Annotated in this window: 24 protein-coding genes and 1 other RNA gene; 16 read left to right on the plus strand and 9 right to left on the minus strand. The window is 63.5% G+C overall.

Annotated elements, in window-relative coordinates; translation table 11 throughout:
* Nucleotides 1-20: 20 nt before the first annotated feature.
* The 4 genes from rplT to thrS are packed head-to-tail and all read right to left on the minus strand — an operon-like array spanning nt 21 to nt 3134.
* Complete coding sequence (gene rplT / locus RTH46_RS13410) at nt 21-377, minus strand: 50S ribosomal protein L20 (RefSeq protein WP_003250671.1); 357 nt, start codon at nt 375-377, stop codon at nt 21-23.
* Between the two features lie 28 nt (nt 378-405).
* Nucleotides 406-600 carry a 50S ribosomal protein L35 gene (rpmI, locus tag RTH46_RS13415; protein ID WP_003250667.1) on the minus strand — a complete coding sequence of 65 codons (195 nt, stop codon included), beginning with the start codon at nt 598-600 and terminating at the stop codon, nt 406-408.
* Nucleotides 601-660: 60 nt separating this feature from the next.
* Complete coding sequence (infC, locus tag RTH46_RS13420) at nt 661-1212, minus strand: translation initiation factor IF-3 (protein ID WP_012052879.1); 552 nt, start codon at nt 1210-1212, stop codon at nt 661-663.
* A complete protein-coding gene (gene thrS, locus RTH46_RS13425; RefSeq protein ID WP_153787480.1) occupies nt 1212-3134 on the minus strand; it encodes a threonine--tRNA ligase in 1923 nt (640 codons plus the stop codon). Before thrS ends, infC begins: the two co-directional genes overlap by 1 nt.
* A 335-nt stretch (nt 3135-3469) precedes the next feature.
* Here thrS and RTH46_RS13430 point away from each other — a divergent pair, with 335 nt between their 5' ends.
* The gene (locus RTH46_RS13430; protein ID WP_316905899.1) at nt 3470-3772 is read left to right on the plus strand and encodes a hypothetical protein; all 303 of its coding nucleotides are present in this window, start codon (nt 3470-3472) and stop codon (nt 3770-3772) included.
* A gap of 164 nt (nt 3773-3936) precedes the next feature.
* Nucleotides 3937-4149: a cold-shock protein gene (locus RTH46_RS13435; protein ID WP_110993890.1), complete on the plus strand. Its 213-nt coding sequence runs from the start codon at nt 3937-3939 to the stop codon at nt 4147-4149.
* A gap of 187 nt (nt 4150-4336) precedes the next feature.
* Here the strand turns inward: RTH46_RS13435 and RTH46_RS13440 are convergent, their stop codons facing one another.
* The 5 genes from RTH46_RS13440 to RTH46_RS13460 all read right to left on the minus strand — a co-directional run bounded on the left by RTH46_RS13440 (nt 4337) and on the right by RTH46_RS13460 (nt 8059).
* Complete coding sequence (locus RTH46_RS13440; RefSeq protein ID WP_110991629.1) at nt 4337-4555, minus strand: YgdI/YgdR family lipoprotein; 219 nt, start codon at nt 4553-4555, stop codon at nt 4337-4339.
* A gap of 60 nt (nt 4556-4615) precedes the next feature.
* Nucleotides 4616-5194, minus strand: a complete 579-nt coding sequence (locus RTH46_RS13445) for a BON domain-containing protein (RefSeq protein ID WP_153788237.1) — start codon at nt 5192-5194, stop codon at nt 4616-4618.
* Nucleotides 5191-5784: a phosphoheptose isomerase gene (locus tag RTH46_RS13450; protein WP_011535550.1), complete on the minus strand. Its 594-nt coding sequence runs from the start codon at nt 5782-5784 to the stop codon at nt 5191-5193. The genes RTH46_RS13445 and RTH46_RS13450 overlap by 4 nt, the downstream gene beginning before the upstream one ends.
* An 86-nt stretch (nt 5785-5870) precedes the next feature.
* The gene (locus tag RTH46_RS13455; protein WP_316905900.1) at nt 5871-6242 is read right to left on the minus strand and encodes a YraN family protein; all 372 of its coding nucleotides are present in this window, start codon (nt 6240-6242) and stop codon (nt 5871-5873) included.
* Nucleotides 6242-8059: a penicillin-binding protein activator gene (locus tag RTH46_RS13460; RefSeq protein ID WP_153788233.1), complete on the minus strand. Its 1818-nt coding sequence runs from the start codon at nt 8057-8059 to the stop codon at nt 6242-6244. Before RTH46_RS13460 ends, RTH46_RS13455 begins: the two co-directional genes overlap by 1 nt.
* 221 nt (nt 8060-8280) lie before the next feature.
* Here RTH46_RS13460 and rsmI point away from each other — a divergent pair, with 221 nt between their 5' ends.
* From rsmI to RTH46_RS13530, 14 genes are all read left to right on the plus strand, one after another.
* Entirely contained in the window at nt 8281-9123 is an 843-nt protein-coding gene (rsmI, locus tag RTH46_RS13465) for a 16S rRNA (cytidine(1402)-2'-O)-methyltransferase (RefSeq protein ID WP_178125863.1), read from the plus strand.
* A gap of 67 nt (nt 9124-9190) precedes the next feature.
* An RNA gene (gene rnpB / locus RTH46_RS13470) (RNase P RNA component class A) lies at nt 9191-9550 on the plus strand.
* Nucleotides 9551-9859: 309 nt separating this feature from the next.
* Complete coding sequence (mraZ, locus tag RTH46_RS13475) at nt 9860-10315, plus strand: division/cell wall cluster transcriptional repressor MraZ (RefSeq protein WP_021784148.1); 456 nt, start codon at nt 9860-9862, stop codon at nt 10313-10315.
* A complete protein-coding gene (gene rsmH, locus RTH46_RS13480) occupies nt 10312-11259 on the plus strand; it encodes a 16S rRNA (cytosine(1402)-N(4))-methyltransferase RsmH (protein WP_371923738.1) in 948 nt (315 codons plus the stop codon). Before mraZ ends, rsmH begins: the two co-directional genes overlap by 4 nt.
* Nucleotides 11256-11549 (plus strand): cell division protein FtsL, encoded by a 294-nt coding sequence (gene ftsL / locus RTH46_RS13485; RefSeq protein WP_153788229.1) that lies wholly within the window; start codon nt 11256-11258, stop codon nt 11547-11549. Before rsmH ends, ftsL begins: the two co-directional genes overlap by 4 nt.
* Complete coding sequence (locus RTH46_RS13490; protein ID WP_178125865.1) at nt 11549-13282, plus strand: peptidoglycan D,D-transpeptidase FtsI family protein; 1734 nt, start codon at nt 11549-11551, stop codon at nt 13280-13282. Before ftsL ends, RTH46_RS13490 begins: the two co-directional genes overlap by 1 nt.
* Nucleotides 13279-14769, plus strand: coding sequence for a UDP-N-acetylmuramoyl-L-alanyl-D-glutamate--2,6-diaminopimelate ligase (locus RTH46_RS13495; protein ID WP_410478573.1), 1491 nt, complete (start codon nt 13279-13281; stop codon nt 14767-14769). Before RTH46_RS13490 ends, RTH46_RS13495 begins: the two co-directional genes overlap by 4 nt.
* Nucleotides 14762-16129 carry a UDP-N-acetylmuramoyl-tripeptide--D-alanyl-D-alanine ligase gene (locus RTH46_RS13500; protein ID WP_316905901.1) on the plus strand — a complete coding sequence of 456 codons (1368 nt, stop codon included), beginning with the start codon at nt 14762-14764 and terminating at the stop codon, nt 16127-16129. Before RTH46_RS13495 ends, RTH46_RS13500 begins: the two co-directional genes overlap by 8 nt.
* A complete protein-coding gene (gene mraY, locus RTH46_RS13505; protein ID WP_110991623.1) occupies nt 16129-17211 on the plus strand; it encodes a phospho-N-acetylmuramoyl-pentapeptide-transferase in 1083 nt (360 codons plus the stop codon). The genes RTH46_RS13500 and mraY overlap by 1 nt, the downstream gene beginning before the upstream one ends.
* 6 nt (nt 17212-17217) lie before the next feature.
* Nucleotides 17218-18564, plus strand: a complete 1347-nt coding sequence (murD, locus tag RTH46_RS13510) for a UDP-N-acetylmuramoyl-L-alanine--D-glutamate ligase (protein WP_316905902.1) — start codon at nt 17218-17220, stop codon at nt 18562-18564.
* A complete protein-coding gene (ftsW, locus tag RTH46_RS13515) occupies nt 18561-19775 on the plus strand; it encodes a putative lipid II flippase FtsW (protein WP_110991621.1) in 1215 nt (404 codons plus the stop codon). Before murD ends, ftsW begins: the two co-directional genes overlap by 4 nt.
* On the plus strand, nt 19765-20844 hold the full coding sequence (gene murG / locus RTH46_RS13520; protein ID WP_316905903.1) for an undecaprenyldiphospho-muramoylpentapeptide beta-N-acetylglucosaminyltransferase: 1080 nt from the start codon (nt 19765-19767) through the stop codon (nt 20842-20844). Before ftsW ends, murG begins: the two co-directional genes overlap by 11 nt.
* Nucleotides 20837-22285 (plus strand): UDP-N-acetylmuramate--L-alanine ligase, encoded by a 1449-nt coding sequence (gene murC, locus RTH46_RS13525; protein ID WP_153788220.1) that lies wholly within the window; start codon nt 20837-20839, stop codon nt 22283-22285. Before murG ends, murC begins: the two co-directional genes overlap by 8 nt.
* Nucleotides 22282-23238: a D-alanine--D-alanine ligase gene (locus RTH46_RS13530; RefSeq protein WP_279845138.1), complete on the plus strand. Its 957-nt coding sequence runs from the start codon at nt 22282-22284 to the stop codon at nt 23236-23238. The genes murC and RTH46_RS13530 overlap by 4 nt, the downstream gene beginning before the upstream one ends.
* The last annotated feature ends 1 nt before the right edge of the window (nt 23239 follow it).

A 23239-nucleotide genomic window follows, 5' to 3' on the forward strand; every position in this document is an offset into this window, starting at 1 on the left:
CGGATGATTGTCGTGGGTACTTAGGCCAGAACGGCTTTAGCTTTCTCGACAATTGCAGCAAACGCCGCTTTTTCGTTCACTGCCAGGTCAGCCAGAACCTTGCGGTCGATTTCGATCGACGCTTTTTTCAGGCCAGCAATCAGACGGCTGTAGGACAGGCCGTTGGTGCGTGCACCGGCGTTGATACGAGCGATCCACAGAGCGCGGAACTGACGCTTCTTCTGGCGACGGTCGCGGTAGGCATATTGGCCAGCCTTGATGACAGCCTGCTTGGCAACACGGAATACGCGCGAACGTGCACCGTAGTAGCCTTTAGCCAGTTTCAGAATTTTCTTGTGACGCTTACGAGCGATGACGCCACGCTTTACACGAGCCATGAGTAACTTCCTCTATCTTTGACCGAAATTAACGTACGCGCAGCATGCGCTCGACTTTTGCAACGTCAGACGGGTGCAGCAAGCTGGCACCGCGCAGTTGACGCTTACGCTTGGTCGACATTTTGGTCAGGATGTGGCTTTTGAAAGCGTGCTTGTGCTTGAAGCCGGAAGCGGTTTTCAGGAAACGCTTCGCAGCACCGCTCTTGGTTTTCATTTTTGGCATGTTGGAACTCCGCATTCGATAAAATTACACATAATCATCAGGCCTGCCGTGCCCGGGAGATTACTTCTTTTTCTTGGGGGCGATGACCATCATAAGCTGGCGTCCTTCCATCTTCGGATGCTGCTCAACGGTGCCGTATTCGGCGAGGTCAGCTTCAACCCGCTTCAACAGCTCCATGCCCAGCTCCTGGTGGGCCATCTCACGGCCACGGAATCTCAGAGAGATCTTGGCCTTGTCCCCATCGGTAAGGAAACGTACCAGGTTGCGTAGTTTTACCTGGTAATCCCCATCCTCCGTCCCTGGACGAAACTTGATTTCTTTAATCTGAATCTGCTTCTGGTTCTTCTTGGCTTCGTTGGCCTGCTTCTTCTTTTCGAAGAGGTGCTTGCCGTAGTCCATGACCTTGCAGACAGGCGGTACCGCGTCTGCAGAAATCTCTACCAGATCCAGCTTCGCTTCATCAGCGATACGAAGCGCTTCATCAATCGAGACGATGCCAACCTGCTCGCCGTCAGCGCCAATTAACCGAACCTCGCGGGCCGAGATATTCTCGTTGATCGGGGCTTTCGGTACAGCACGCTTATCGTTTCTCATTTCACGCTTAATAGTCATTACTCCGATTCTTGGCGACCACGCCGGGAAACCGCCTGATTCAGCAGCTCAGCGAACTGGGCGACGGGCATGGAGCCCAGGTCAGCTCCTTCGCGAGTACGCACTGCGACGGTTTGCGTTTCGACTTCGCGATCCCCTATAACCAAAAGGTACGGGACCTTGAGCAAAGTATGCTCGCGGATTTTAAAGCCGATCTTCTCATTTCTCAAGTCCGACTTGGCACGGAAACCGCTACCGTTCAGAGATTTCTCGACCTCGAGGGCGAAATCGGCCTGCTTGTCGGTGATGTTCATGACCACTGCCTGGGTTGGCGCCAGCCAAGCCGGGAACACGCCCGCGTAGTGCTCGATGAGCATGCCGATGAAGCGCTCGAACGAACCGAGGATGGCGCGGTGCAGCATCACCGGGCGCACGCGGCTGTTGTCTTCGGCGATGTAGCTGGCGTCGAGGCGCTCGGGCAGGTTCGGGTCGTACTGCAGGGTGCCGCACTGCCAGTTACGGCCCAGGCAGTCGCGCAGGGTGAACTCGATCTTCGGGCCGTAGAACGCGCCCTCGCCCGGCTGGTATTCCCACTCAAGGCCCGAGTCGTTAAGGGCTTCGGCCAGGGCACCTTCGGCGCGGTCCCACAGCTCTTCGGAACCCACGCGCTTGGCCGGGCGAGTCGAGAGCTTCATGGCGACGTCGGTGAAACCGAAGTCCTTGTACACGTCGAGGGTCAGCTTGATGAAGTCGGCGGCTTCTTTCTTCACCTGTTCTTCGGTGCAGAAGATGTGCGCGTCGTCCTGCACGAAGCCACGCACGCGCATGATGCCGTGCAGCGCGCCGGATGGCTCGTTGCGGTGGCAAGCGCCGAACTCGGCCAGGCGCAGCGGCAGGTCGCGGTAAGACTTCAGGCCCTGGTTGAACACCTGCACGTGGCATGGGCAGTTCATCGGCTTGACCGCGTAGTCGCGGCTTTCGGAGGCCGTGGTGAACATGTTCTCGGCGTAGTTGGTCCAGTGGCCGGAACGCTCCCAGAGGATGCGATCGACGACTTGCGGGGTCTTGATTTCCGAGTAGCCGTTTTCGCGCTGGACTTTACGCATGTACTGCTCGAGTACCTGGTAGATGGTCCAGCCGTTGGCGTGCCAGAACACCATGCCCGGCGCTTCTTCCTGCAGGTGGAACAGGTCGAGCTGCTTGCCGATCTTGCGGTGGTCGCGTTTTTCGGCTTCTTCGATGCGCTGGATGTAGGCCGCCAGCTGCTTCTTGTCGGCCCAGGCGGTGCCATACACGCGCTGCAGCTGCTCGTTCTTGGCATCGCCACGCCAGTAGGCGCCGCTCAGCTTGGTCAGCTTGAAGGCTTTGAGGAAGCGGGTGTTCGGCACGTGCGGGCCGCGGCACATGTCGACGTATTCTTCGTGGTAGTACAGGCCCATGGCCTGTTCATCCGGCATGTCTTCGACCAGGCGCAGTTTGTAGTCTTCGCCACGGCTGGTGAACACGTCGATGACTTCGGCGCGCGGGGTCATCTTCTTGACCACGTCGTAATCGGTGTCGATCAGCTGCTGCATGCGCTTTTCGATCGCAGCGAGGTCGTCCGGAGTGAAGGGACGCTCGTAGGCGATGTCGTAATAGAAGCCTTCGTCGATCACCGGGCCGATCACCATCTTGGCGGTCGGGTACAGCTGCTTCACTGCGTGGCCGATCAGGTGGGCGCACGAGTGACGGATGATCTCCAGTCCCTCTGCATCTTTGGGGGTGATGATCTGCAGGGTGGCGTCGTGGTCGATCTTGTCGCAGGCATCGACGAGCTTGCCGTCGACCTTGCCGGCCAGGGTGGCCTTGGCCAGGCCGGCGCCGATCGAGGCGGCGACTTCGGCTACGGATACCGGCTGGTCGAACGTGCGTTGACTGCCATCGGGAAGAGTAATAACGGGCATGGCGCCTCCTCTCCTAGTGGTGACCCCTACCAAAGGTCACGTGGGTTGGGATGAGCCAGTACAAGATCCGCCCTGCCTTTCCCGTGGGAAAGCCTGCCTCACAGTGGCAGAGACCTTTCGGCCGGCCAGGGGCGAACCAGAGTGACTGGAGGTATAAAAAGAAATGCGGCTGCCACCGGCATACCGCAAGGGAGGCATGCTAGCACGGGGCTAGAGGGGTCGGCAGAAAATTTTGGCAAGCGTGCCTGCCAGGTGAACTTGTGCGGAAAATTTCCTATCAGACCTTCTGAAGCAACCTACTCTTGATGAGACCTTAACCCAAGGAGTATCCGGTTATGCGACTTCCCTCCCTTCTGGCCACCTGCGCCGTTAGCGCCCTGCTGCTGCCCTTGGCTGCCACTGCGGGCGACTTCCCGGCGGGCAAGGAGAAAAACTACATGGCCCAGTGCCAGGACACGGCCAAGGCGCAAGGCGTCGACGCCGCGACGGCAACCAAGCACTGCACCTGCGGCGCCCAGGCCATCAAAAAGAACTTTACCGACGAAGAGATCAAGGACCTCGACAGCTCGGACGGTGTCGACGCCAAGCTGATGCACCGTGCCCAGGCCGCCGTGCAGGCCGCCTGCAAGCCGAAATAGCTGCGCTTCATGCGACCTTGCCCCCCTTCGTTTGCGCTTTATCGACATAGTGCGAAGGTAATAGGCGCCTGATCCGCAGAATTAGACTATGATGTAGCCGGTGCCCCTGTAGCCTTGGCCGCATTGCACCTCGAAAAAAAATCATGTTTCTGGAGATTCATCCCATGTCCAATCGCCAAACCGGCACCGTCAAATGGTTCAATGATGAAAAAGGCTTCGGCTTCATCACCCCACAAGGCGGCGGCGACGACCTGTTCGTACACTTCAAGGCCATCGAAACCGACGGTTTCAAGAGCCTGAAAGAAGGTCAGACTGTTTCCTTCGTCGCCGAGCGCGGCCAGAAGGGCATGCAGGCTGCACAGGTGCGTCCGGAGTAATTCGGATAGCTATAAAAAACCCGCCACTTGTGGCGGGTTTTTTATTGGGCGCTAATTGCCCTTGCAGGCCCTGATCGCGGGGCAAGCCCGCTCCCACGCCGAGTAGAAATTGCGTAGGAGCGGGCTTGCCCCGCGATGGCGTGGATAGGGTGTAAACCTATTTCAGGACAAGATATGGCGCTTGCGCTTACAGGTCCTTGATGCTCTGCACCTGGTCCTTGTTGACGCGGTTCTGCTTGCCGTCGAGTTGCTTGAACTCGTAGAAGCCGGAATCGCGATCGAAGTGCGGGGTGTCGAGGGTCTGCAGTTCGCGGCCGTCGTTGAGGGTGATCACGCTCGGCGAGGAGCAGCCGGCCAGGGTGGCGAAGGTGCCAATCAGCAGGGCGGGCAGCAGGTACTTCTTCATGGGGTACTTCCTGGATCGGGGTTGAAAGGCGAGGGCGTGGGTTTCGCCCTCGCGGGGGGATCAGTCGATGTATTCGAATAGTTTGACGATCTTCTGCACGCCCGAGACGCCCTGCACCACGTTGGTGGCAGCGTTGGCCTCTTGCTGGGTGACCAGGCCGAGCAGATAGACGATACCGTTCTCGGTGATCACCTTGATGCGCGAGCCGGGGACGCTGGCGTCCGTCAGCATCTGGGTCTTGATCTTGGTGGTGAGCCAGGCATCGTTGTTACGCGCCAGGATCGAGGAAGGCTGGATCACCTGCAGTTCGTTGTGGACCTTCTTGACCCGCTGGACCTGGCCGGCGGTCTGCTCGGCCAGCGACTTGAGGTCGGCGCGCGGCGTCTGGCCGGCCAGCAGGACAACGCCGTTGTAGCTGCTGACGACGATATGCGAGCCCTGGTCCAGGTCTGGATTGGCCTTGGCGATGTTGACCGAAACCTTGGTCTCGATCAGCGAGTCATCGATCTTGCTGCCGATGGTGCGGGTGCCGCGGTCATCCTCGATGGGCGAGTTGCGCGCCGAGGTCAGTACCGAGCTGCAGCCTGTAATGCTCAGGCACAGGGTGAGGGCCATCAGGCCGAGGTGCTTGGGGATCATTCTTCACTCCCGAACAGTTGGCTGTCGATCAGGTCGCACAGACAGTGGATCGCCAGCAGGTGGACTTCCTGGATGCGTGCGGTGACGGTCGAGGGTACGCGGATCTCCACGTCCTCGGGCAGCAGCAGCGAGGCCATGCCGCCGCCATCGCGACCGGTCAAGGCTACGACAATCATTTCGCGGTCATGTGCGGCCTGGATCGCCTGGATCACGTTGGCCGAGTTGCCGCTGGTGGAGATCGCCAGCAAGACGTCGCCGGGCTGGCCCAGGGCGCGAATCTGCTTGGAGAACACCTCGTTGTAGCTGTAGTCGTTGGCAATCGAGGTGAGTGTCGAGCTGTCGGTGGTCAGGGCAATGGCCGGCAGGCTCGGGCGCTCGCGCTCGAAGCGGTTGAGCAGCTCCGACGAGAAATGCTGGGCGTCGCCGGCCGAGCCGCCGTTGCCGCAGGCGAGCATCTTGCCGTCGCTGAGCAGGGCGTTGACCATGACCAGGCTGGCCTGCTCGATGTGAGGTGCCAGGATGTCCATTGCCTGTTGCTTGGTGTCGATGCTGGCCTGGAACAGCCGGCGAATTCGGGATTGCATGTCCATCTGGTGACCTTAAATGGGGCGGTGGCCGGCGCGGCGCGCGCCAGGGATCCGCCCGCGAAACATAGAGCGAAAAATTCGGTACAGGTTCAGCACTCGAAGGCGTTTTTCAGCCAAAGAAGCGGTTCCCCGGCATGGCCTTGGCCCTGCAGGGCGACAACGTCGAAGCGGCAGGGTTGAGCGGCCCAGCGGGGTTCATCGAGCAGGAATAAGTTGGCGGCCAGCGCCAGTCGCTTCTGCTTGCGCCCGTCAATACTGCCGAGCGCGCCGCCGAAGTCCGCGTGTAGCCGGTAGCGGACTTCGACGAATACTACTGTATCGGCATCGAGCATGACCAGATCGAGCTCACCGCCCTTGCATCGCCAGTTGCGCGTCAGTAGCTGCAGACCTTGCCCTCGGAGGTAGTCGAGGGCAAGGTCTTCGGCGGCCTGGCCTGCGTGGCTGGGCGATGCGCCGGGCATCAGCGCGGCGTGTCCGGCAGGCGTTTGACCTGGCCGCCGGAGAACTCGGCCCATGGCAGCTGACGTTCGATACGTTGAGCCGGGTTCATGCTCAGGCTGCCAGACAGGCCTTCGACGCGGTTGTCCGGCAGTGCCTTGAGCTGGCTCAGGCGTGGCGCCAGGCTGTAGGCGTCGACGCCCATGGCGTACAGGCGGCCGAGGCTGCCGGCCGCTTGCGGCCACTGCTGCACCACCTGCTGGCGCAGGCTGTTGGTGGTGTCGAGCAGCCACGGCGTTTCGCAGAAGCGGATGCCGTTCATGTCGTTGTACTGGTTGATGTCGCCGCTGGCGCTGTACAGGTTGGACGTGGCGTACACCGGCACGTCACCGGCGTACTGGAAGTTCAGCGTCGGCTTGATCTGCTGGGCCTGTTGCGGGGTGGCGGCAAGGAAGATGAAGTCGATGTCCTGGCGGCGCGACGGCTGGGCGGCGATGTCGCTGCCGACCGTGCTTTGCAGGCTCTTGGCGCGGCCTTCGCTCTGGCGCAGCTGGAACAGGTCGGCGATCTGTTGGGCGAGGGCTACTGGCTGAGCGATGCGCTCGGCGGCCAGCAGGGTGCCGCCATTGCTTTCCCAGTCCTTGCGGAAGGCTGCCAGGACGCGGTCGCCCCATTCGCCGCGGGGTACCAGCGCTACCGCACGGACCTTGCCGTCGGCACGGGCGCGGCGGGCGACTTCACGGGCCTCGTCCTCGGCCGCAAGGCCGAACTGGAACAGTTGAGGCGGGGCCGATTGGCCAGCATCGGCGTAGTTCAGGGCCAGGGTGGTGATGGGCAGTTGCGGGTAGGCCGCGAGCTTTTTCACCAGTGGTTTTTCCAGCGGGCCTACGACCAGTTGCACGCCGGCGGCCTGGGCCTGGCGGTAGAAGTCATCGAGCGAGGTGATGCGCGAGCTGTCGAACACCTGCACGGCAGGGGCTGGCTGGCCGCCTTGCTGGGCCTGGAAGTGTGCGGCCATGAAACCGTCGCGCAGGGCGCGGGCGACGCCTGCCAGTGGCCCTTCCTGGGGCAGCAGCAGGGCGATCTTGGTCAGTGGCTGGCTGGCCAGCTCCTTGAGCTTGACCAGGGCGACCGGCAGTTGCTTGGCGGCCGGATGGTCGGGGTGTTGGCCTTTCCAGGTGTCGATCGCGGCCTGTTGCTGCTCCAGGGTGCCTGCGCGCTTCACGGCCAGGGCCAGGCTGGTCCAGCCGGCGAGCGTTTCGTTGCTGGCCGGTTGTTGCAGTTGTTCGGCTGGCAGCGAGGCAACCAGCGCCCAGATGGCGTCATTGTTGGCGCTTGCCGCCTGGCCGCTGAGCAGTGGTGTCAGCAGCACTCGCTGCTGTGCGGCGGCCAGGGCCTGGCCGTCGGCCTCGAGGGCGGCGGCGTGAACGCTGTAGGTGCGCGCCTGCTGTTGTTCCGGCAGTTCGTCGACGCGTTGCAGGCTTGGGTGGGCAAGTGCTGCCAGGGCTGCCTTGGGCTGGTTGCGGGTCATGGCCAGCTCTGCCGTCAGCGTGCTGGCGAAGACCTGCTGGGCCGGCTTGAGCGCATCCAGCGGGACCTGCTCGAGAATGCGCGCCGAGCGTGGGTAATCTTTCTGCTTGTAGGCCAGGTCGGCGGCGCTCAGTCGCAGCAGGGCTGCATCCTCGGCAGACTTGCTGGTGGCTGCCTTGTCGAGCAGCTGTTCGATGCTGGCATCCGGGGTGCGTGGCAGTTCGCCCAGGCTGGATGAGGGCGAGCTGGCGCAGGCTGCCAGCAGGGCAGCGAGGCAGAGGGCTGTGAACAGCCGCAGACAAGCGATCATGTAAAGGTCCTGTTACTCGATCAAGTTGGCCGGCAATTGTACCCAAGCAACGGGCGTGGCGCGATCATCGCCGATGATGATCCTTCACTATAGGTGGCTGCGGGCGTGAGGGGGGCGAAGTTCTTTGCGCCCTGTTGCCGGTGCTCGGGCTACAATGGCGGCTTTGATCCGGTATGCAGGTGTGCGCAGTGACTGATGTTGCAGGGGCTTCGAAATCCACGATGGGAACGCTGTATGTGGTTGCCACACCCATCGGCAACCTTGACGACATGAGTGCGCGGGCACTTAAGGTGCTCGCGAGCGTGAGCCTTATCGCGGCCGAAGACACTCGCCATTCGGTGCGTCTGCTCCAGCATTTCGGCATCGATACGCCGCTGGCGGCCTGTCATGAGCACAACGAGCGTGACGAGGGTGGGCGCTTCATCACCCGGCTGCTGGCGGGTGACGACGTGGCGCTGGTGTCCGATGCCGGTACGCCGCTGATTTCCGATCCGGGCTATCACTTGGTGCGCCAGGCCCGTGCGGCGGGTGTGCAGGTGGTGCCGGTGCCGGGGGCCTGCGCCTTGATTGCGGCATTGTCGGCCGCAGGTTTACCGTCCGATCGCTTCATTTTCGAAGGTTTCCTGCCAGCCAAGACGGCAGGGCGGCGCGCGCGATTGGAGCAGGTCAGGGAAGAGCCGCGCACTTTGATCTTCTATGAGGCGCCACATCGCATCCTGGAATGCCTGGAAGACATGGAAGCGGTGTTCGGCGGTGAGCGCCCGGCATTGCTGGCGCGTGAGATCACCAAGACGTTCGAAACGCTCAAGGGCCTGCCGCTGGCCGAGCTGCGCGCATTCGTGCAGGGCGACAGCAATCAGCAGCGTGGCGAGTGTGTAGTGCTGGTGGCCGGTTGGGTCGCGCCCGATGATGAGCAGGCGATCAGTGTCGAAGCGCAGCGCGTGCTCGACCTGCTGCTGGCGGAATTGCCGCTCAAGCGTGCGGCGGCGTTGGCGGCGGAGATTACCGGGGTGCGCAAGAACTTGCTCTATCAACTGGCGCTGGAAAAACAGCAACGCGAATGATGGCAAACTGATATTGTTTGTCGTCTCGCTTGTTCTTGAGCGCCGCTGCCGGTAACCTTGTCGGCGGAGAGTCGATCGGACAGTCGCTGCCGTCTTTTGTTCCGCAAAAGGCGGGGGAGGAAAGTCCGGGCTCCGCAGGGCAGAGTGCCAGGTAACGCCTGGGAGGCGCGAGCCTACGGAAAGTGCCACAGAAAATAACCGCCTAAGCACTTCGGTGCCGGTAAGGGTGAAAAGGTGCGGTAAGAGCGCACCGCACGGCTGGCAACAGTTCGTGGCTAGGTAAACCCCACTCGGAGCAAGACCAAATAGGGTTCCATACGGCGTGGCCCGCGTCGGAACCGGGTAGGTTGCTAGAGGCGTCCAGTGATGGCCGTCGTAGAGGAATGACTGTCCTCGACAAAACCCGGCTTACAGATCGACTCTCCACCCCCTCCTTCCTCTGCTTGTTTCGATAGCAGATGCCTCTGGTAATACCAAAAAAATCTTACTCTTAATAAATCACTTTAACTTCGAACTCTATCCACCTGAGTTCGCTTGATTTTTCCCGTCATTTTTCTTCACGAGTAATCCTCTCTCTTCCCTTTGTTGCGCTAAATCCACGTCCTGTAAGGGTTTTCCTTATGAACGTGCCTTGACGGTGTGGCGGGCGGATTCCTATAGTGTGCGCAAGTGGCAGAAAGTGGGATGAAGTGGGTTTTCTGGCGCAAAAACGCTAACATTGTGGGGAATCGCAGCCGTGTTCCGCGGAGCCAACGCCGTCAGCCTCGATGCAAAGGGCCGTCTCGCCATGCCGAGCCGGTACCGTGACGAGCTCGATTCGCGTTGCAATGGTCAATTGATCGTGACCATCGACGCGGTGGATCCCTGCCTGTGTGTTTATCCCCTCGATGAGTGGGAACAGATTGAAGCCAAGTTGCGTGCCTTGCCGTCGTTGCGTGAGGAAAACCGCCGCCTGCAGCGTTTGCTGATCGGCAATGCGGTTGACCTGGAGCTCGATGGCAGTGGGCGTTTCCTGGTACCGCCCCGTTTACGTGAATACGCCAAGCTCGACAAGAAGGCGATGCTGGTGGGGCAACTGAACAAATTCCAGTTGTGGGATGAGGATGCCTGGAACGTGGTTTCGGCAGCCGACCTTGCAGCTATTCAACAACCGGGCGCCATGCCCGATGAACTGCGTGACCTGATCCTGTGACCATAGATAGCGGCTTCAACCACATCACCGTCCTGCTCGACGAAGCTGTCGAGGCATTGGCCCTGCGCGCCGACGGTCGCTATCTGGACGGCACCTTCGGGCGTGGCGGGCACAGCCGCCTGATCCTCAGCAAGCTCGGGCCGCAGGGCCAGTTGCTGGGGTTCGACAAGGATCCTCAAGCGATTGCCACCGGGCAAGCGCTGGCGGCCGAAGACGGCCGCTTTGTCATTGTGCAGCGCAGCTTTGCCGAGCTGGGCGACGAGGTGCGCGCGCGTGGCCTGGACGGCAAGGTCAGTGGCGTATTGCTCGACCTGGGCGTGTCCTCGCCGCAGCTGGACGATCCCGAGCGTGGCTTCAGTTTCCTCAACGACGGCCCGCTGGACATGCGCATGAACCCTGACAAGGGTGTGAGCGCCGCCGAATTCATCGCCACCGCTTCAGTGGAAGAAATCGCCCGGGTATTCAAGGAATACGGTGAGGAGCGTTTCGCCGGCCGCATGGCCCGTGCGGTGGTCGAGCGTCGCGAAAAGCAACCGTTCACCCGAACCGGTGACCTGGCCGAAGTGCTCAAGGTTGCCAACCCCGCCTGGGAGAAGGGCAAGAACCCGGCCACCCGCGCGTTCCAGGGGTTGCGTATCCACGTCAACAATGAGCTGGGCGATCTGGAGGCTGGCCTCGAGGCCGCCCTGGAGTCCCTGGAGATCGGTGGTCGCCTGGTGGTTATCAGCTTCCATTCGTTGGAAGACCGCATCGTCAAGCTGTTCATGCGCAAGCTGGTCAAAGGCGAGGCCGACAATCTGCCGCGCAACCTGCCGGTGCAGCACAAAGTCTTTGAACCGAAGATCAAGCTCATCGGCAAGGCGCAGTTCGCCTCCGCCGAAGAGCTCAAGGCCAACCCGCGGTCGCGCAGCGCCGTGATGCGGGTGGCGGAGAAGCTTCGGTGAGCCGGCTGTTTGCCAAACCTTTACCAGGCGGAAGCTTCCTGATGCTTCTGCTGTTCGTGGCTGTGCTCGTTTCGGCCATTGCCGTGTCTTACAGCGCCCACTGGAACCGCCAACTGCTCAACACCCTGTACGGCGAGTTGAACGAGCGCGACAAGGCTCAGGCCGAATGGGGCCGCCTGATTCTGGAGCAGAGCACCTGGACCGCCCACAGCCGTATCGAGAACCTCGCCAGCGAGCAACTGAAGATGCGTGTGCCGGCCGCTGACGAAGTGCGGATGGTGGCGCCATGATGAAGCTCGAAGGTGCACTCTATCCCTGGCGCTTCCGTGTGGTCATCGGCCTGTTGGCGTTGATGGCCGGTGCCATCTGCTGGCGCATCATCGACCTGCAGGTGGTCGACCGCGACTTCCTCAAAGGCCAGGGCGATGCCCGCAGCCTGCGCCATATTCCTATCCCGGCGCACCGCGGCCTGATCACCGACCGTAACGGCGAGCCCCTGGCGGTCAGTACGCCGGTCACCACCTTGTGGGCCAACCCCAAGGAAATGCAGGTTGCCAAGGACCGTTGGCCGCAACTGGCTGCAGCGCTTGGGCAGAACCCCCAGCAATTGACCGAGCGCCTCACCCAGCAGGCCAGCAAGGAATTCATCTACCTGGTCCGCGGCCTGACCCCGGAGCAGGGTCAGCATGTGCTCGACCTGAAAGTGCCTGGTGTCTACGGCCTTGAAGAATTCCGCCGCTTCTACCCGGCAGGCGACGTCACCGCCCATATGGTCGGCTTCACCGACCTCGACGACCACGGTCGCGAAGGGGTGGAGCTGGCCTATGACGAATGGCTCGCCGGGGTGCCCGGCAAGCGGCAGGTGATCAAGGACCGACGCGGCCGGCTGATCAAGGATATCCAGGTAACCAAGAACGCCAAGGCCGGAAAGACCTTGGCGTTGTCGATTGACCTGCGCCTGCAGTACCTGGCCACCCGTGAGCTGCGCAACGCCATCGCCGAGCAGGAAGCCAAGGCCGGCAGCCTGGTGATCATGGACGTCAAGACCGGTGAAGTGCTGGCCATGGTCAACCAGCCAACCTACAACCCGAACAACCGCCGCAGCATGTTCCCGGCGGCCATGCGCAACCGGGCGATCATCGACGTGTTCGAGCCGGGCTCGACGGTCAAGCCGATCTCGATGAGCGCCGCGTTGCAGAGCGGTCGCTGGAAGCCCACCGACAAGGTCGAGGTGTACCCGGGCAGCCTGCAGATCGGCCGCTACACCATCAAGGACGTGTCCAAGAGCGAAGGCCCGATCCTCGACCTCACCGGCATCCTGATCAACTCCAGTAACGTGGGCATGAGCAAGATCGCCTTCGATATCGGCGGCGAGGCCATCTACCGGGTGATGTCCCAGGTGGGGCTTGGTCAATACACCGGCCTGGGCTTCCCGGGTGAACGCGTCGGCAACCTGCCCAACCACCGCGAGTGGCGCAAGGCCGAGACCGCGACCCTGTCGTATGGCTACGGTGTATCGGTGACCGCGCTGCAGCTGGTGCATGCCTACGCGGCTCTGGCCAACGACGGCAAGATGGTGCCGCTGTCGATCCTCAAGGTCGACAAGGCGCCGGAAGCCGTGCAGGCGATCCCCAAGGAAACCGCCGAGACCGTGCAGGCCATGCTGCAGCAGGTGATCGAAGCGCCGCGCGGGGTGTTCCGTGCGCAGGTGCCGTTCTATCACGTGGGTGGCAAGTCGGGTACCGCCCGTAAAGCCACGGTCGGCTCCAAGGGCTACACCGAGAACGCCTACCGTTCGCTGTTCGCCGGTTTCGGCCCGATGAGCGACCCGCGCTACGCCATCGTCGTGGTCATCGACGAGCCGAGCAAAGGCGGCTACTTCGGTGGCCTGGTATCGGCGCCGGTATTCAGCAAGGTCATGTCCGGCACCCTGCGCCTGATGAACGTGCCGCCGGACAACCTGCCGCCGGCCACCGAACAACAGCAAGTCAGTGCAGTACCCGCCAAGGGAGGGCGTGGATGATGACGATGCCATTGAGCAAGCTATTCGCCAACGCCAGCCGCGACCCGTTGATCCGGGAACTGACCCTGGACAGCCGTGCCGTTCGCCCGGGCGACCTGTTCCTCGCTGTGCCCGGCGCCAAGGTCGATGGCCGTGACCATATCGCCGATGCCCTTGCCCGTGGCGCCGCCGCGGTGGCCTACGAAGAGCAAGGTGCCAGCGTACTGCCGATCACCGACGCGCCGCTGATCCCGGTCAAGGGTTTGATCGGCCAGCTGTCGCAGATTGCCGGACGCTTCTATGGCGAGCCGAGCCGCCAGCTGAACCTGGTGGGCGTCACCGGCACCAATGGCAAGACCAGTGTCACCCAGCTGCTGGCCCAGGCCCTCGATGCCCTCGGCCAGCGTTGCGGCCTGATCGGCACCTTGGGTACCGGCTTCTATGGCGAGCTGCAGAGTGGTCGTTTGACCACCCCGGATCCGATTGCCGTGCAGGCGACGCTCAACGACCTGAAGAAGGGCGGCGCCAAGGCCGTGGCCATGGAAGTGTCCTCCCATGCCCTGGAGCAGGGGCGCGTCGCTGCGCTGGAATTCGACATCGCGGTGATGACCAACCTGTCTCGCGACCACCTCGACTACCACGGCAGCATGGAGGCCTACGAGGCCGCCAAGGCCAAGCTGTTCGCCTGGCCGAGCCTGCGTTGCCAGGTGGTCAACCTGGACGATGCGTTTGGCCGCCGCCTGGCGGATGACTTTGCCCGCCGCCCCAGCAGCGATCATAGCGAGACCCGGCTGCTCAGCTATAGCCTGGAAAACCCGGACGCCTCGCTGTTCTGCCGTGAGGCCAGCTTCAATGACGATGGCGTGCGCGCCACCCTGGTCACCGCCCAGGGCGAGCGCACCCTGCGCAGTCAACTGCTGGGTCGCTTCAACCTGAGCAACATGCTCGCCGCCGTGGCAGCGCTGCTGGCGCTGGATTATTCGCTGGACGAGATTCTCAAGGTCACCCCGCAACTGCAGGGCCCGGTGGGCCGCATGCAGCGCTTGGGTGGCGGCGACAAACCCTTGGTGGTGGTCGATTACGCGCACACCCCAGATGCGCTGGAAAAAGTCCTCGAAGCCTTGCGCCCGCACGCCCACGGCCAGTTGCTGTGCCTGTTCGGCTGTGGCGGCGACCGCGATCGCGGCAAGCGCCCGCTGATGGCCGAAGTGGCCGAGCGCCTGGCCGACCGCGTGCTGGTTACCGACGACAACCCGCGCACTGAAGATCCGCAGCGGATCTTCGACGATATTCGCCCCGGTTTCGCCCAGCCCGCCAGTGTCGAGTTCGTCGCCGGCCGCGGCGAGGCGATCGCCCACCTGATCGCTACCGCCAGCGCCAACGACGTGATCGTCCTGGCCGGCAAGGGGCACGAGGATTACCAGGAGATCAATGGCGAGCGCCATGATTTCTCCGACCTGGTCGAGGCCGAGAAGGCACTGGCCGCCTGGGAGGCTCCACATGCTTAAGCCCATGACCCTCAGCCAGCTGACCACAGCACTGAGTGCGCGCGTGGTCGGTAGCGACGCCAGCTTCACCGGCGTCAGCATCGACAGCCGTAGCGTGGCTGCCGGTCAACTGTTCGTCGCGCTCACCGGGCCGCGTTTCGATGGCCACGACTACTTGGCTGACGTGAAGGCCAAGGGGGCGGTCGCGGCCCTGGTCGAGCGGGAAATCGTCGATGTCGACCTGCCGCAGTTGCTGGTCGCCGACTGCCGTGTGGCCCTCGGCCAGCTCGGTGCGCTGAACCGTGCCGGCTACGACAAACCCGTGGTCGCCATCACCGGCTCGAGTGGCAAGACCACCGTCAAGGAAATGCTCGCCGCGATCCTGCGTACCCAGGGCCTGGTCCATGCCACCCGTGGCAACCTGAACAACGACCTCGGCGCGCCGCTGACGCTGCTGGAGATCGCCCCCGAGCACAGCGCCGCCGTGATCGAGCTGGGCGCTTCGCGCATTGGCGAGATCCGCTACACCGTCGGCCTCACCCAGCCGCAGGTGGTGATCATCAACAACGCCGGCACTGCCCATGTGGGCGAGTTCGGCGGCCCGGAGAAAATCGTCGAGGCCAAGGGCGAGATCCTCGAAGGCCTGGGCGAGGGCGGTACCGCCATTCTCAACCTGGCCGACAAAGCCTTCGAAATCTGGCGCAAGCGTGCCGGCGCGCATCGCATCCTGAGCTTCGCCCTGGATAACCCGCAGGCTGACTTTTACGCCAGCGGCATCGGCCGTGATGCCCGTGGCTGCCCGTCGTTCACCCTGCATGGGCCTGATGGCAGCGTGCCGGTGCAGTTGAACCTGCTCGGCACCCACAACGTCAGCAATGCCCTGGCCGCCGCCGCCGCCGCCCATGCCGTTGGTCTGAGCCTGAGCGGTATCAAAGCCGGCCTCGAGGCCGTGCAACCGGTCAAGGGCCGCACCGTGGCGCAAATCGCGCCGAACGGTGTGCGGGTGATCGATGACAGCTACAACGCAAATCCCACCTCGATGTGTGCGGCCATTGATATACTCGCCGGCTTTTCCGGGCGCACCGTTCTGGTGCTCGGGGATATCGGCGAACTGGGGCAATGGGCCGAGGAAGGCCATCGCCAGGTAGGTGACTACGCCCGCGGCAAGGTCGATGCGCTTTACGCAGTGGGCACCAACATGGCCCATGCGGTTAAGGCTTTCGGCGCCAATGGCCGCCATTTCGCTACACAAGCTGAGCTGATCGATGCCGTCCGCGTCGAGACCGCCAGCGACACCACTATCTTGATCAAGGGCTCGCGCAGCGCTGCGATGGAAAACGTCGTGGCTGCACTGTGCGAAACCGGCGGGGAGAAACATTAATGCTGCTGCTGTTGGCTGAGTATCTGCAACAGTTCTACAAGGGCTTCGCGGTCTTCCAGTACCTCTCGCTGCGCGGGATCCTGGGTGTACTGACCGCGCTGACCCTGGCCCTGTGCCTGGGCCCGTGGATGATCCGTACCTTGCAGATCCGCCAGATCGGTCAGGCCGTGCGTAACGACGGCCCGCAATCGCACCTGTCCAAGTCCGGCACCCCGACCATGGGCGGTGCGCTGATTCTTTCCGCCATCGCCATCAGCACCCTGCTGTGGGCCGACCTGACCAACCGCTACGTCTGGGTGGTACTGATCGTCACCCTGGCGTTCGGCGCCATCGGTTGGGTCGACGACTACCGCAAGGTGATCGAGAAGAACTCGCGCGGCCTGCCAAGCCGCTGGAAGTATTTCTGGCAGTCGGTATTCGGCCTGGCTGCGGCGATCTTCCTCTACAAGACCGCGCCGACCAGCGTCGAGACCACGCTGATCATCCCGATGCTCAAGGACCTCACCATCCCGCTGGGTGCCGGCTTCATCGTGCTCACCTACTTCGTGATCGTCGGTTCGAGCAACGCGGTCAACCTGACCGACGGCCTCGATGGCCTGGCGATCATGCCGACGGTGATGGTCGGCGGCGCCCTGGGCATCTTCTGCTACCTGTCGGGCAACGTGAAGTTCGCCGAATACCTGCTGATCCCTTACGTCCCGGGTTCGGGCGAGCTGATCGTGTTCTGCGGCGCGCTGATCGGTGCCGGCCTGGGCTTCCTGTGGTTCAACACCTACCCGGCCCAGGTGTTCATGGGCGACGTCGGCGCACTGGCGCTGGGCGCCGCACTGGGCACCATCGCCGTGATCGTCCGCCAGGAAATCGTGCTGTTCATCATGGGCGGTGTGTTCGTGATGGAAACCCTGTCGGTGGTGATCCAGGTCGCGTCCTTCAAGTTGACCGGCAAGCGCGTGTTCCGCATGGCGCCGATCCACCACCACTTTGAACTCAAGGGCTGGCCCGAGCCACGGGTGATCGTCCGCTTCTGGATCATCACCGTGATTCTGGTGCTGATCGGCCTTGCCACCCTGAAACTGAGGTAAACGAGCGTGTCACTGATCGCTTCCGACCAATTCCGCATCGTTGTCGGCCTCGGCAAGAGCGGCATGTCCCTGGTTCGCTTCCTGGCGAGCCGGGGCATTGCCTTTGCGGTCGCCGACACCCGCGAGCAACCGCCGGAACTGGACACCCTGCGCCGTGATTACCCGCAGGTGGAAGTGCGCTGTGGCGAGCTGGACGTGGACTTCCTGTGCCGCGCCAGCACGCTGTACGTGAGCCCCGGCCTGGCCCTGGCCACCCCGGCGCTGCAGCAGGCGGCGGCACGTGGCGTGACCCTGTCCGGTGACATCGAGCTGTTCGCCCGTTACGCCAAGGCGCCGATCGTGGCCATCAGCGGCTCCAACGCCAAGAGCACGGTCACCACCCTGGTCGGTGAAATGGCCGCCAAGGCAGGCAAACGCGTGGCGGTCGGCGGCAACCTCGGCACGCCGGCGCTGGACCTGCTCGATGACAGCGTGGAGCTCTACGTGCTCGAGCTGTCGAGCTTCCAGCTGGAAACCACCGACCAGCTCAATGCCGAAGTGGCCACGGTACTGAACATCAGCGAAGACCACATGGACCGCTATAGCGGCCTGCCGGCCTATCACCTGGCCAAGCACCGGATCTTCCGCGGCGCCCGCCAGGTGGTGGTGAACCGCCAGGACGCGCTGAGCCGGCCATTGCCGGTGGAAGGCCTGCCGTGCTGGACCTTCGGCCTCAATACTCCGGACTTCAAGGCCTTTGGCCTGCGCGAAGTCGACGGCGAAAAATACCTGGCCTTCGAATTCCAGACGCTCATGCCGGTGCGCGAGCTGAAGATTCGCGGTGCCCACAACCAGAGCAACGCCCTGGCTGCCCTGGCCCTCGGCCATGCCGCCGGGCTGCCGTTCGCGCCCATGCTCGAAGCCCTGCGCGAATTCAAGGGCCTGGCCCATCGCTGCCAGTGGATCCGCGAGCGCAACGGCGTGAACTGGTACGACGATTCCAAGGCCACCAACGTCGGTGCCGCACTGGCTGCCATCGAAGGCCTGGGCGCCGATATCGAAGGCAAGCTGGTACTGATTGCCGGCGGTGACGGCAAAGGTGCCGACTTCGCCGCCCTGCGCGCGCCGGTGGCACAACACTGCCGCGCGGTGGTGCTGCTGGGCCGCGATGCCGAGCGCCTGGCGCAAACCCTGGGCGATGACGTGCCGCAGGTGCGGGTGAAAACCCTCGACGAAGCAGTGCAGCGCTGTGCCGAACTGGCCCAGCCAGGCGATGCCGTGCTGCTGTCACCGGCCTGCGCCAGCCTCGACATGTTCAAGAACTTCGAAGAACGCGGGCGCCTGTTCGCCCAGGCGGCGGAGGGGCTGGCATGATCTTCGGCATCCTCAAGCCGTACCCGTCGCCGCTGATCAGCGGCCGTGGCATCGACCTCGACTTCCCGCTGCTGGCCGGTTGCCTGGCGCTGCTCGGCCTGGGCCTGGTGATGATCACCTCGGCGTCCTCGGAAGTGGCCGCGGTGCAGTCGGGCAACCCGCTCTATCACATGTTCCGCCACCTGGTGTATGTCGTCCTCGGCCTGGGTGCCGGGGTGATGACCATGATGGTGCCGATCGCCACCTGGCAGCGCATGGGCTTCATGATGCTGATCTGCGCCTTCGGCCTGCTGGTGATGGTGCTGGTGCCCGGTATCGGCCGCGAAGTGAACGGTTCGATGCGCTGGATCGGCTTCAGCTTCTTCAACGTCCAGCCGTCCGAGATCGCCAAAGTCTTCGTGGTCATCTACCTGGCCGGCTACCTGGTGCGCCGGCAGACCGAAGTGCGCGAAACCTGGATGGGCTTCTTCAAGCCGTTCATCGTGCTGCTGCCGATGGCCGTCCTGCTGCTGATGGAGCCGGACTTCGGCGCCACCGTGGTGATGATGGGCGCCGCTGCGGCCATGTTGTTCCTCGGCGGGGTGGGGTTGTTCCGCTTCTCGCTGATGGTGGTGCTGGCGGTGGTGTCGGTGGTGGTCCTGGTCCAGGCCCAGCCGTACCGGATGGCGCGCTTGATCACCTTTACCGACCCCTGGTCCGACCAATTCGGCTCCGGCTACCAGCTTACCCAGGCGCTGATCGCCTTCGGCCGCGGCGAGTGGCTGGGCGTGGGCCTGGGCAACAGCGTGCAGAAGCAGTTCTACCTGCCCGAAGCGCACACCGACTTCGTGTTCTCGGTGCTGGCCGAAGAGCTGGGCGTGGTCGGCTCGCTGCTGACCGTCGCGCTGTTCGTGTTCGTCACGGTGCGCGCCCTGTACATCGGCCTGTGGGCCGAGAAGGCCAAGCAGTTCTTCGCCGCCTACATGGCGTTCGGCCTGGCCTTCCTGTGGATCGGCCAGTTCCTGATCAACATCGGCGTGAACGTCGGCCTGCTGCCGACCAAGGGCCTGACGCTGCCGTTCCTCAGCTACGGGGGCAGTTCGCTGGTGATCTGCTGCGCCTGCGTAGGCTTGTTATTACGCATCGAGTGGGAGAGCCGCACCCACCTGGGCAGCGAGGAACACGAGTTCAACGAACACGACTTTGCCGAGGAGACCAGTCATGGCCGCTGACGGCAAGAACGTATTGATCATGGCCGGCGGTACCGGCGGCCATGTGTTCCCGGCATTGGCCTGTGCCCGCGAGTTCCAGGCCCGTGGCTACAGCGTGCACTGGCTGGGCACCCCGCGCGGCATCGAGAACGAACTGGTGCCCCAGGCCGGCTTGGCGTTGCACCTGATCCAGGTCAGCGGCCTGCGCGGCAAAGGCAAGCTGTCGCTGCTCAAGGCGCCGTTCACCCTGGTCAAGGCCGTGCTGCAGGCACGGCGCATTATCCGTGAGCTCAAGCCGGTCTGCGTGATCGGCTTCGGCGGCTACGTGACTGGCCCAGGCGGTGTGGCCGCGCGGCTGTGCGGCGTGCCCCTGGTGATCCACGAACAGAACGCCCGCGCCGGTACCGCCAATCGTCTGCTCGTGCCGCTGTCGGCGCGGGTCTGCGAGGCGTTCCCGGGCACCTTTGCCGCCAGCGACAAGCTGCGTACCACCGGCAATCCGGTGCGTGCCGAACTGTTCATGGATGCGCAGCGCGCACCCTTGGCCGATCGCCGCGCGCGCCTGTTGGTCATGGGCGGCAGCCTGGGTGCGGAACCATTGAACAAATTGTTGCCTAAGGCCCTGTCCGAGGTGCCCGCGAACCTGCGGCCCGAGGTGTTCCACCAGGCCGGCAAGCACCATGCGCCGATCACTGCCGAGCGTTACCAGGAGGCGGGGGTCGAAGCGCAGGTAGAACCGTTCATCAAGGACATGGCCCACGCCTATGGCTGGGCCGACATGGTGGTCTGCCGGGCCGGTGCCCTGACCGTCAGCGAACTCGCGGCGGCAGGCCTGCCTTCGATGCTGGTGCCCTTGCCCCACGCCATCGACGACCACCAGACCCACAACGCCCACTATCTGGCTCGTGAAGGCGCCGCCTTCCTGATGCCGCAAGCGACAACTGGCGCAGCGCAGCTCGCTGAACGCCTGAACGAGGTGCTGATGCAACCCGAGAAACTCAACACCATGGCCGGCACCGCGCGTCGCCTGGCCAAACCTGCCGCAACCAGCACCGTGGTCGATATCTGCCTGGAGGTGGCCCATGGTTGAAAGCCAGAAAGCCATGCCGCAGCCCAAGATGGGCCGTATCCGCCGTATCCACTTCGTCGGTATCGGCGGCGTGGGCATGTGCGGTATTGCCGAAGTGCTGCTGAACCTGGGCTATGAAGTGTCCGGTTCCGACCTCAAGACCTCGCCGGTCACCGAGCGCCTGGAATCGTTCGGCGCCGAGATCTTCGTCGGCCACCGCGCCGAGAACGCCGCCAGCGCCGATGTGCTGGTGGTGTCCAGCGCGATCAACCCGGCCAACCCGGAAGTCGCCACGGCGCTCGAACGTCGCATCCCGGTGGTGCCGCGTGCCGAAATGCTCGCCGAACTGATGCGCTATCGCCACGGTATCGCCGTGGCCGGCACCCACGGCAAGACCACCACCACCAGCCTGCTGGCCTCGGTGTTCGCCGCCGGTGGCCTGGACCCGACCTTCGTCATCGGTGGCCGGCTGACCGCCGCCGGCACCAATGCGCAGCTGGGCACCAGCCGCTACCTGATCGCCGAAGCCGACGAAAGCGATGCCAGCTTCCTGCACCTGCAGCCGATGGTCGCTGTGGTCACCAACATCGACGCCGACCACATGGCGACCTACGAAGGCGACTTCAACAAGCTGAAGAAGACCTTCGTCGAGTTCCTGCATAACCTGCCGTTCTACGGCCTGGCCGTGATGTGCCTGGACGACCCGGTGGTGCGCGAGATCCTGCCGCAGGTCAAGCGCCCGACGGTTACCTACGGCTTCAGCGAAGAGGCCGACATCCGCGCCATCAACGTGCGCCAGCAGGGCATGCAGACCCACTTCACCGTGCTGCGCCGCGACTGCGAGCCGCTCGAGGTGTCGGTGAACATGCCGGGCAACCACAACGTGCTCAACGCCCTGGCCACCATCGCCATCGCCACTGACGAAGGCATCAGCGACGAGGCCATCGTCCAGGGCCTGTCCGGCTTCCAGGGCGTCGGCCGACGCTTCCAGGTGTACGGCGAGCTGCCAGTCGAAGGCGGCAGCGTGATGCTGGTCGACGATTACGGCCACCATCCGACCGAAGTCGCCGCGGTGATCAAGGCCGTGCGCGGCGGCTGGCCAAGCCGCCGCCTGGTGATTGTCTACCAGCCGCACCGCTACAGCCGTACCCGCGACCTGTACGACGACTTCGTGCAGGTGCTGGGCGATGCCAACGTGCTGCTGCTGATGGAGGTCTACCCGGCCGGCGAAGAGCCGATCCCGGGCGCCGACAGCCGCCAGCTGTGCCACAGCATCCGCCAGCGCGGCAAGCTCGACCCGATCTACATCGAACGTGGCGCCGAGCTGGCGCCGCTGGTGCAGCCGCTGCTGCGCGCCGGCGACATCCTGATCTGCCAGGGTGCCGGTGACGTCGGCGGGCTGGCCCCGCAACTGATGAAAAGCCCGCTGTTCGCTGGCGCCAAGCAGGAGAAGTCGAAATGACCAGCGCCTACGACACGCTGCATTCCACCCTCGACGTCAAAGCCTTCGGCCGCGTCGCCGTGCTGTACGGCGGCAAGAGCGCCGAGCGCGCGGTGTCGCTCAAGTCCGGCGCCGCAGTGATCGAAGCGCTGACCAGCGCGGGTGTCGACGTGGTCGGCATCGACGTGGGCGATGACCTGCTGGCGCGCCTGCAGAACGAGAAGATCGACCGTGCCTTCATCATCCTCCACGGTCGTGGCGGTGAAGACGGCAGCATGCAAGGCCTGCTCGAGTGCCTGGGTATTCCCTACACCGGCAGCGGCATCCTCGCTTCGGCCCTGGCCATGGACAAGCTGCGCACCAAGCAGGTGTGGCAGAGCCTGGGCATTCCAACCCCGCGCCACGCCGTGCTGGCCAGTGAGCAGGATTGTGTTGCCGCCAGTGCGGAACTGGGCTTCCCGCTGATCGTCAAACCTGCCCATGAAGGTTCGAGCATCGGCATGGCCAAGGTGAACAGCGAGCAGGAACTGATCGCCGCCTGGCAAGACGCCGCCAAATACGATTCGCAAGTCCTGGTCGAGCAATGGATTCACGGCCCGGAGTTCACCATCGCCGTGCTGCGTGGCCAGGTGCTGCCGCCGATCGCGCTGGGCACCCCGCACGTGTTCTACGACTACGACGCCAAGTACATCGCCAATGACACCCAGTACCGCATCCCGTGCGGCCTGGACAGCGTCAAGGAACAAGAGCTGATCGACCTGACCGCACGTGCCTGCGATGCCATCGGCATCGAAGGCTGGGGCCGGCTGGACGTGATGCAGGACGAGCAGGGCCGGTTCTGGCTGCTCGAAGTCAACACCGCACCTGGCATGACCGATCATAGCCTGGTGCCCATGGCGGCCCGCGCGGCCGGCCTGGACTTCCAGCAACTGGTGCTGGCGATCCTGGCCGACAGCGTAGCGACGCGAGGTTAAC

This window comes from Pseudomonas sp. zfem004 (assembly GCF_032621715.1).
GTDB lineage: Bacteria > Pseudomonadota > Gammaproteobacteria > Pseudomonadales > Pseudomonadaceae > Aquipseudomonas > Aquipseudomonas sichuanensis.

Bases quoted from the DNA above. Each gene is read 5' to 3' on its own strand.
- rplT (WP_003250671.1), bottom strand. From the start codon at position 377: ATGGCTCGTGTAAAGCGTGGCGTCATCGCTCGTAAGCGTCACAAGAAA.
- rpmI (WP_003250667.1), bottom strand. From the start codon at position 600: ATGCCAAAAATGAAAACCAAGAGCGGTGCTGCGAAGCGTTTCCTGAAA.
- infC (WP_012052879.1), bottom strand. From the start codon at position 1,212: ATGACTATTAAGCGTGAAATGAGAAACGATAAGCGTGCTGTACCGAAA.
- thrS (WP_153787480.1), bottom strand. From the start codon at position 3,134: ATGCCCGTTATTACTCTTCCCGATGGCAGTCAACGCACGTTCGACCAG.
- RTH46_RS13430 (WP_316905899.1), top strand. From the start codon at position 3,470: ATGCGACTTCCCTCCCTTCTGGCCACCTGCGCCGTTAGCGCCCTGCTG.
- RTH46_RS13435 (WP_110993890.1), top strand. From the start codon at position 3,937: ATGTCCAATCGCCAAACCGGCACCGTCAAATGGTTCAATGATGAAAAA.
- RTH46_RS13440 (WP_110991629.1), bottom strand. From the start codon at position 4,555: ATGAAGAAGTACCTGCTGCCCGCCCTGCTGATTGGCACCTTCGCCACC.
- RTH46_RS13445 (WP_153788237.1), bottom strand. From the start codon at position 5,194: ATGATCCCCAAGCACCTCGGCCTGATGGCCCTCACCCTGTGCCTGAGC.
- RTH46_RS13450 (WP_011535550.1), bottom strand. From the start codon at position 5,784: ATGGACATGCAATCCCGAATTCGCCGGCTGTTCCAGGCCAGCATCGAC.
- RTH46_RS13455 (WP_316905900.1), bottom strand. From the start codon at position 6,242: ATGCCCGGCGCATCGCCCAGCCACGCAGGCCAGGCCGCCGAAGACCTT.
- RTH46_RS13460 (WP_153788233.1), bottom strand. From the start codon at position 8,059: ATGATCGCTTGTCTGCGGCTGTTCACAGCCCTCTGCCTCGCTGCCCTG.
- rsmI (WP_178125863.1), top strand. From the start codon at position 8,281: ATGGGAACGCTGTATGTGGTTGCCACACCCATCGGCAACCTTGACGAC.
- RTH46_RS13490 (WP_178125865.1), top strand. From the start codon at position 11,549: ATGAAGCTCGAAGGTGCACTCTATCCCTGGCGCTTCCGTGTGGTCATC.
- RTH46_RS13495 (WP_410478573.1), top strand. From the start codon at position 13,279: ATGATGACGATGCCATTGAGCAAGCTATTCGCCAACGCCAGCCGCGAC.
- RTH46_RS13500 (WP_316905901.1), top strand. From the start codon at position 14,762: ATGCTTAAGCCCATGACCCTCAGCCAGCTGACCACAGCACTGAGTGCG.
- mraY (WP_110991623.1), top strand. From the start codon at position 16,129: ATGCTGCTGCTGTTGGCTGAGTATCTGCAACAGTTCTACAAGGGCTTC.
- ftsW (WP_110991621.1), top strand. From the start codon at position 18,561: ATGATCTTCGGCATCCTCAAGCCGTACCCGTCGCCGCTGATCAGCGGC.
- murG (WP_316905903.1), top strand. From the start codon at position 19,765: ATGGCCGCTGACGGCAAGAACGTATTGATCATGGCCGGCGGTACCGGC.
- murC (WP_153788220.1), top strand. From the start codon at position 20,837: ATGGTTGAAAGCCAGAAAGCCATGCCGCAGCCCAAGATGGGCCGTATC.
- RTH46_RS13530 (WP_279845138.1), top strand. From the start codon at position 22,282: ATGACCAGCGCCTACGACACGCTGCATTCCACCCTCGACGTCAAAGCC.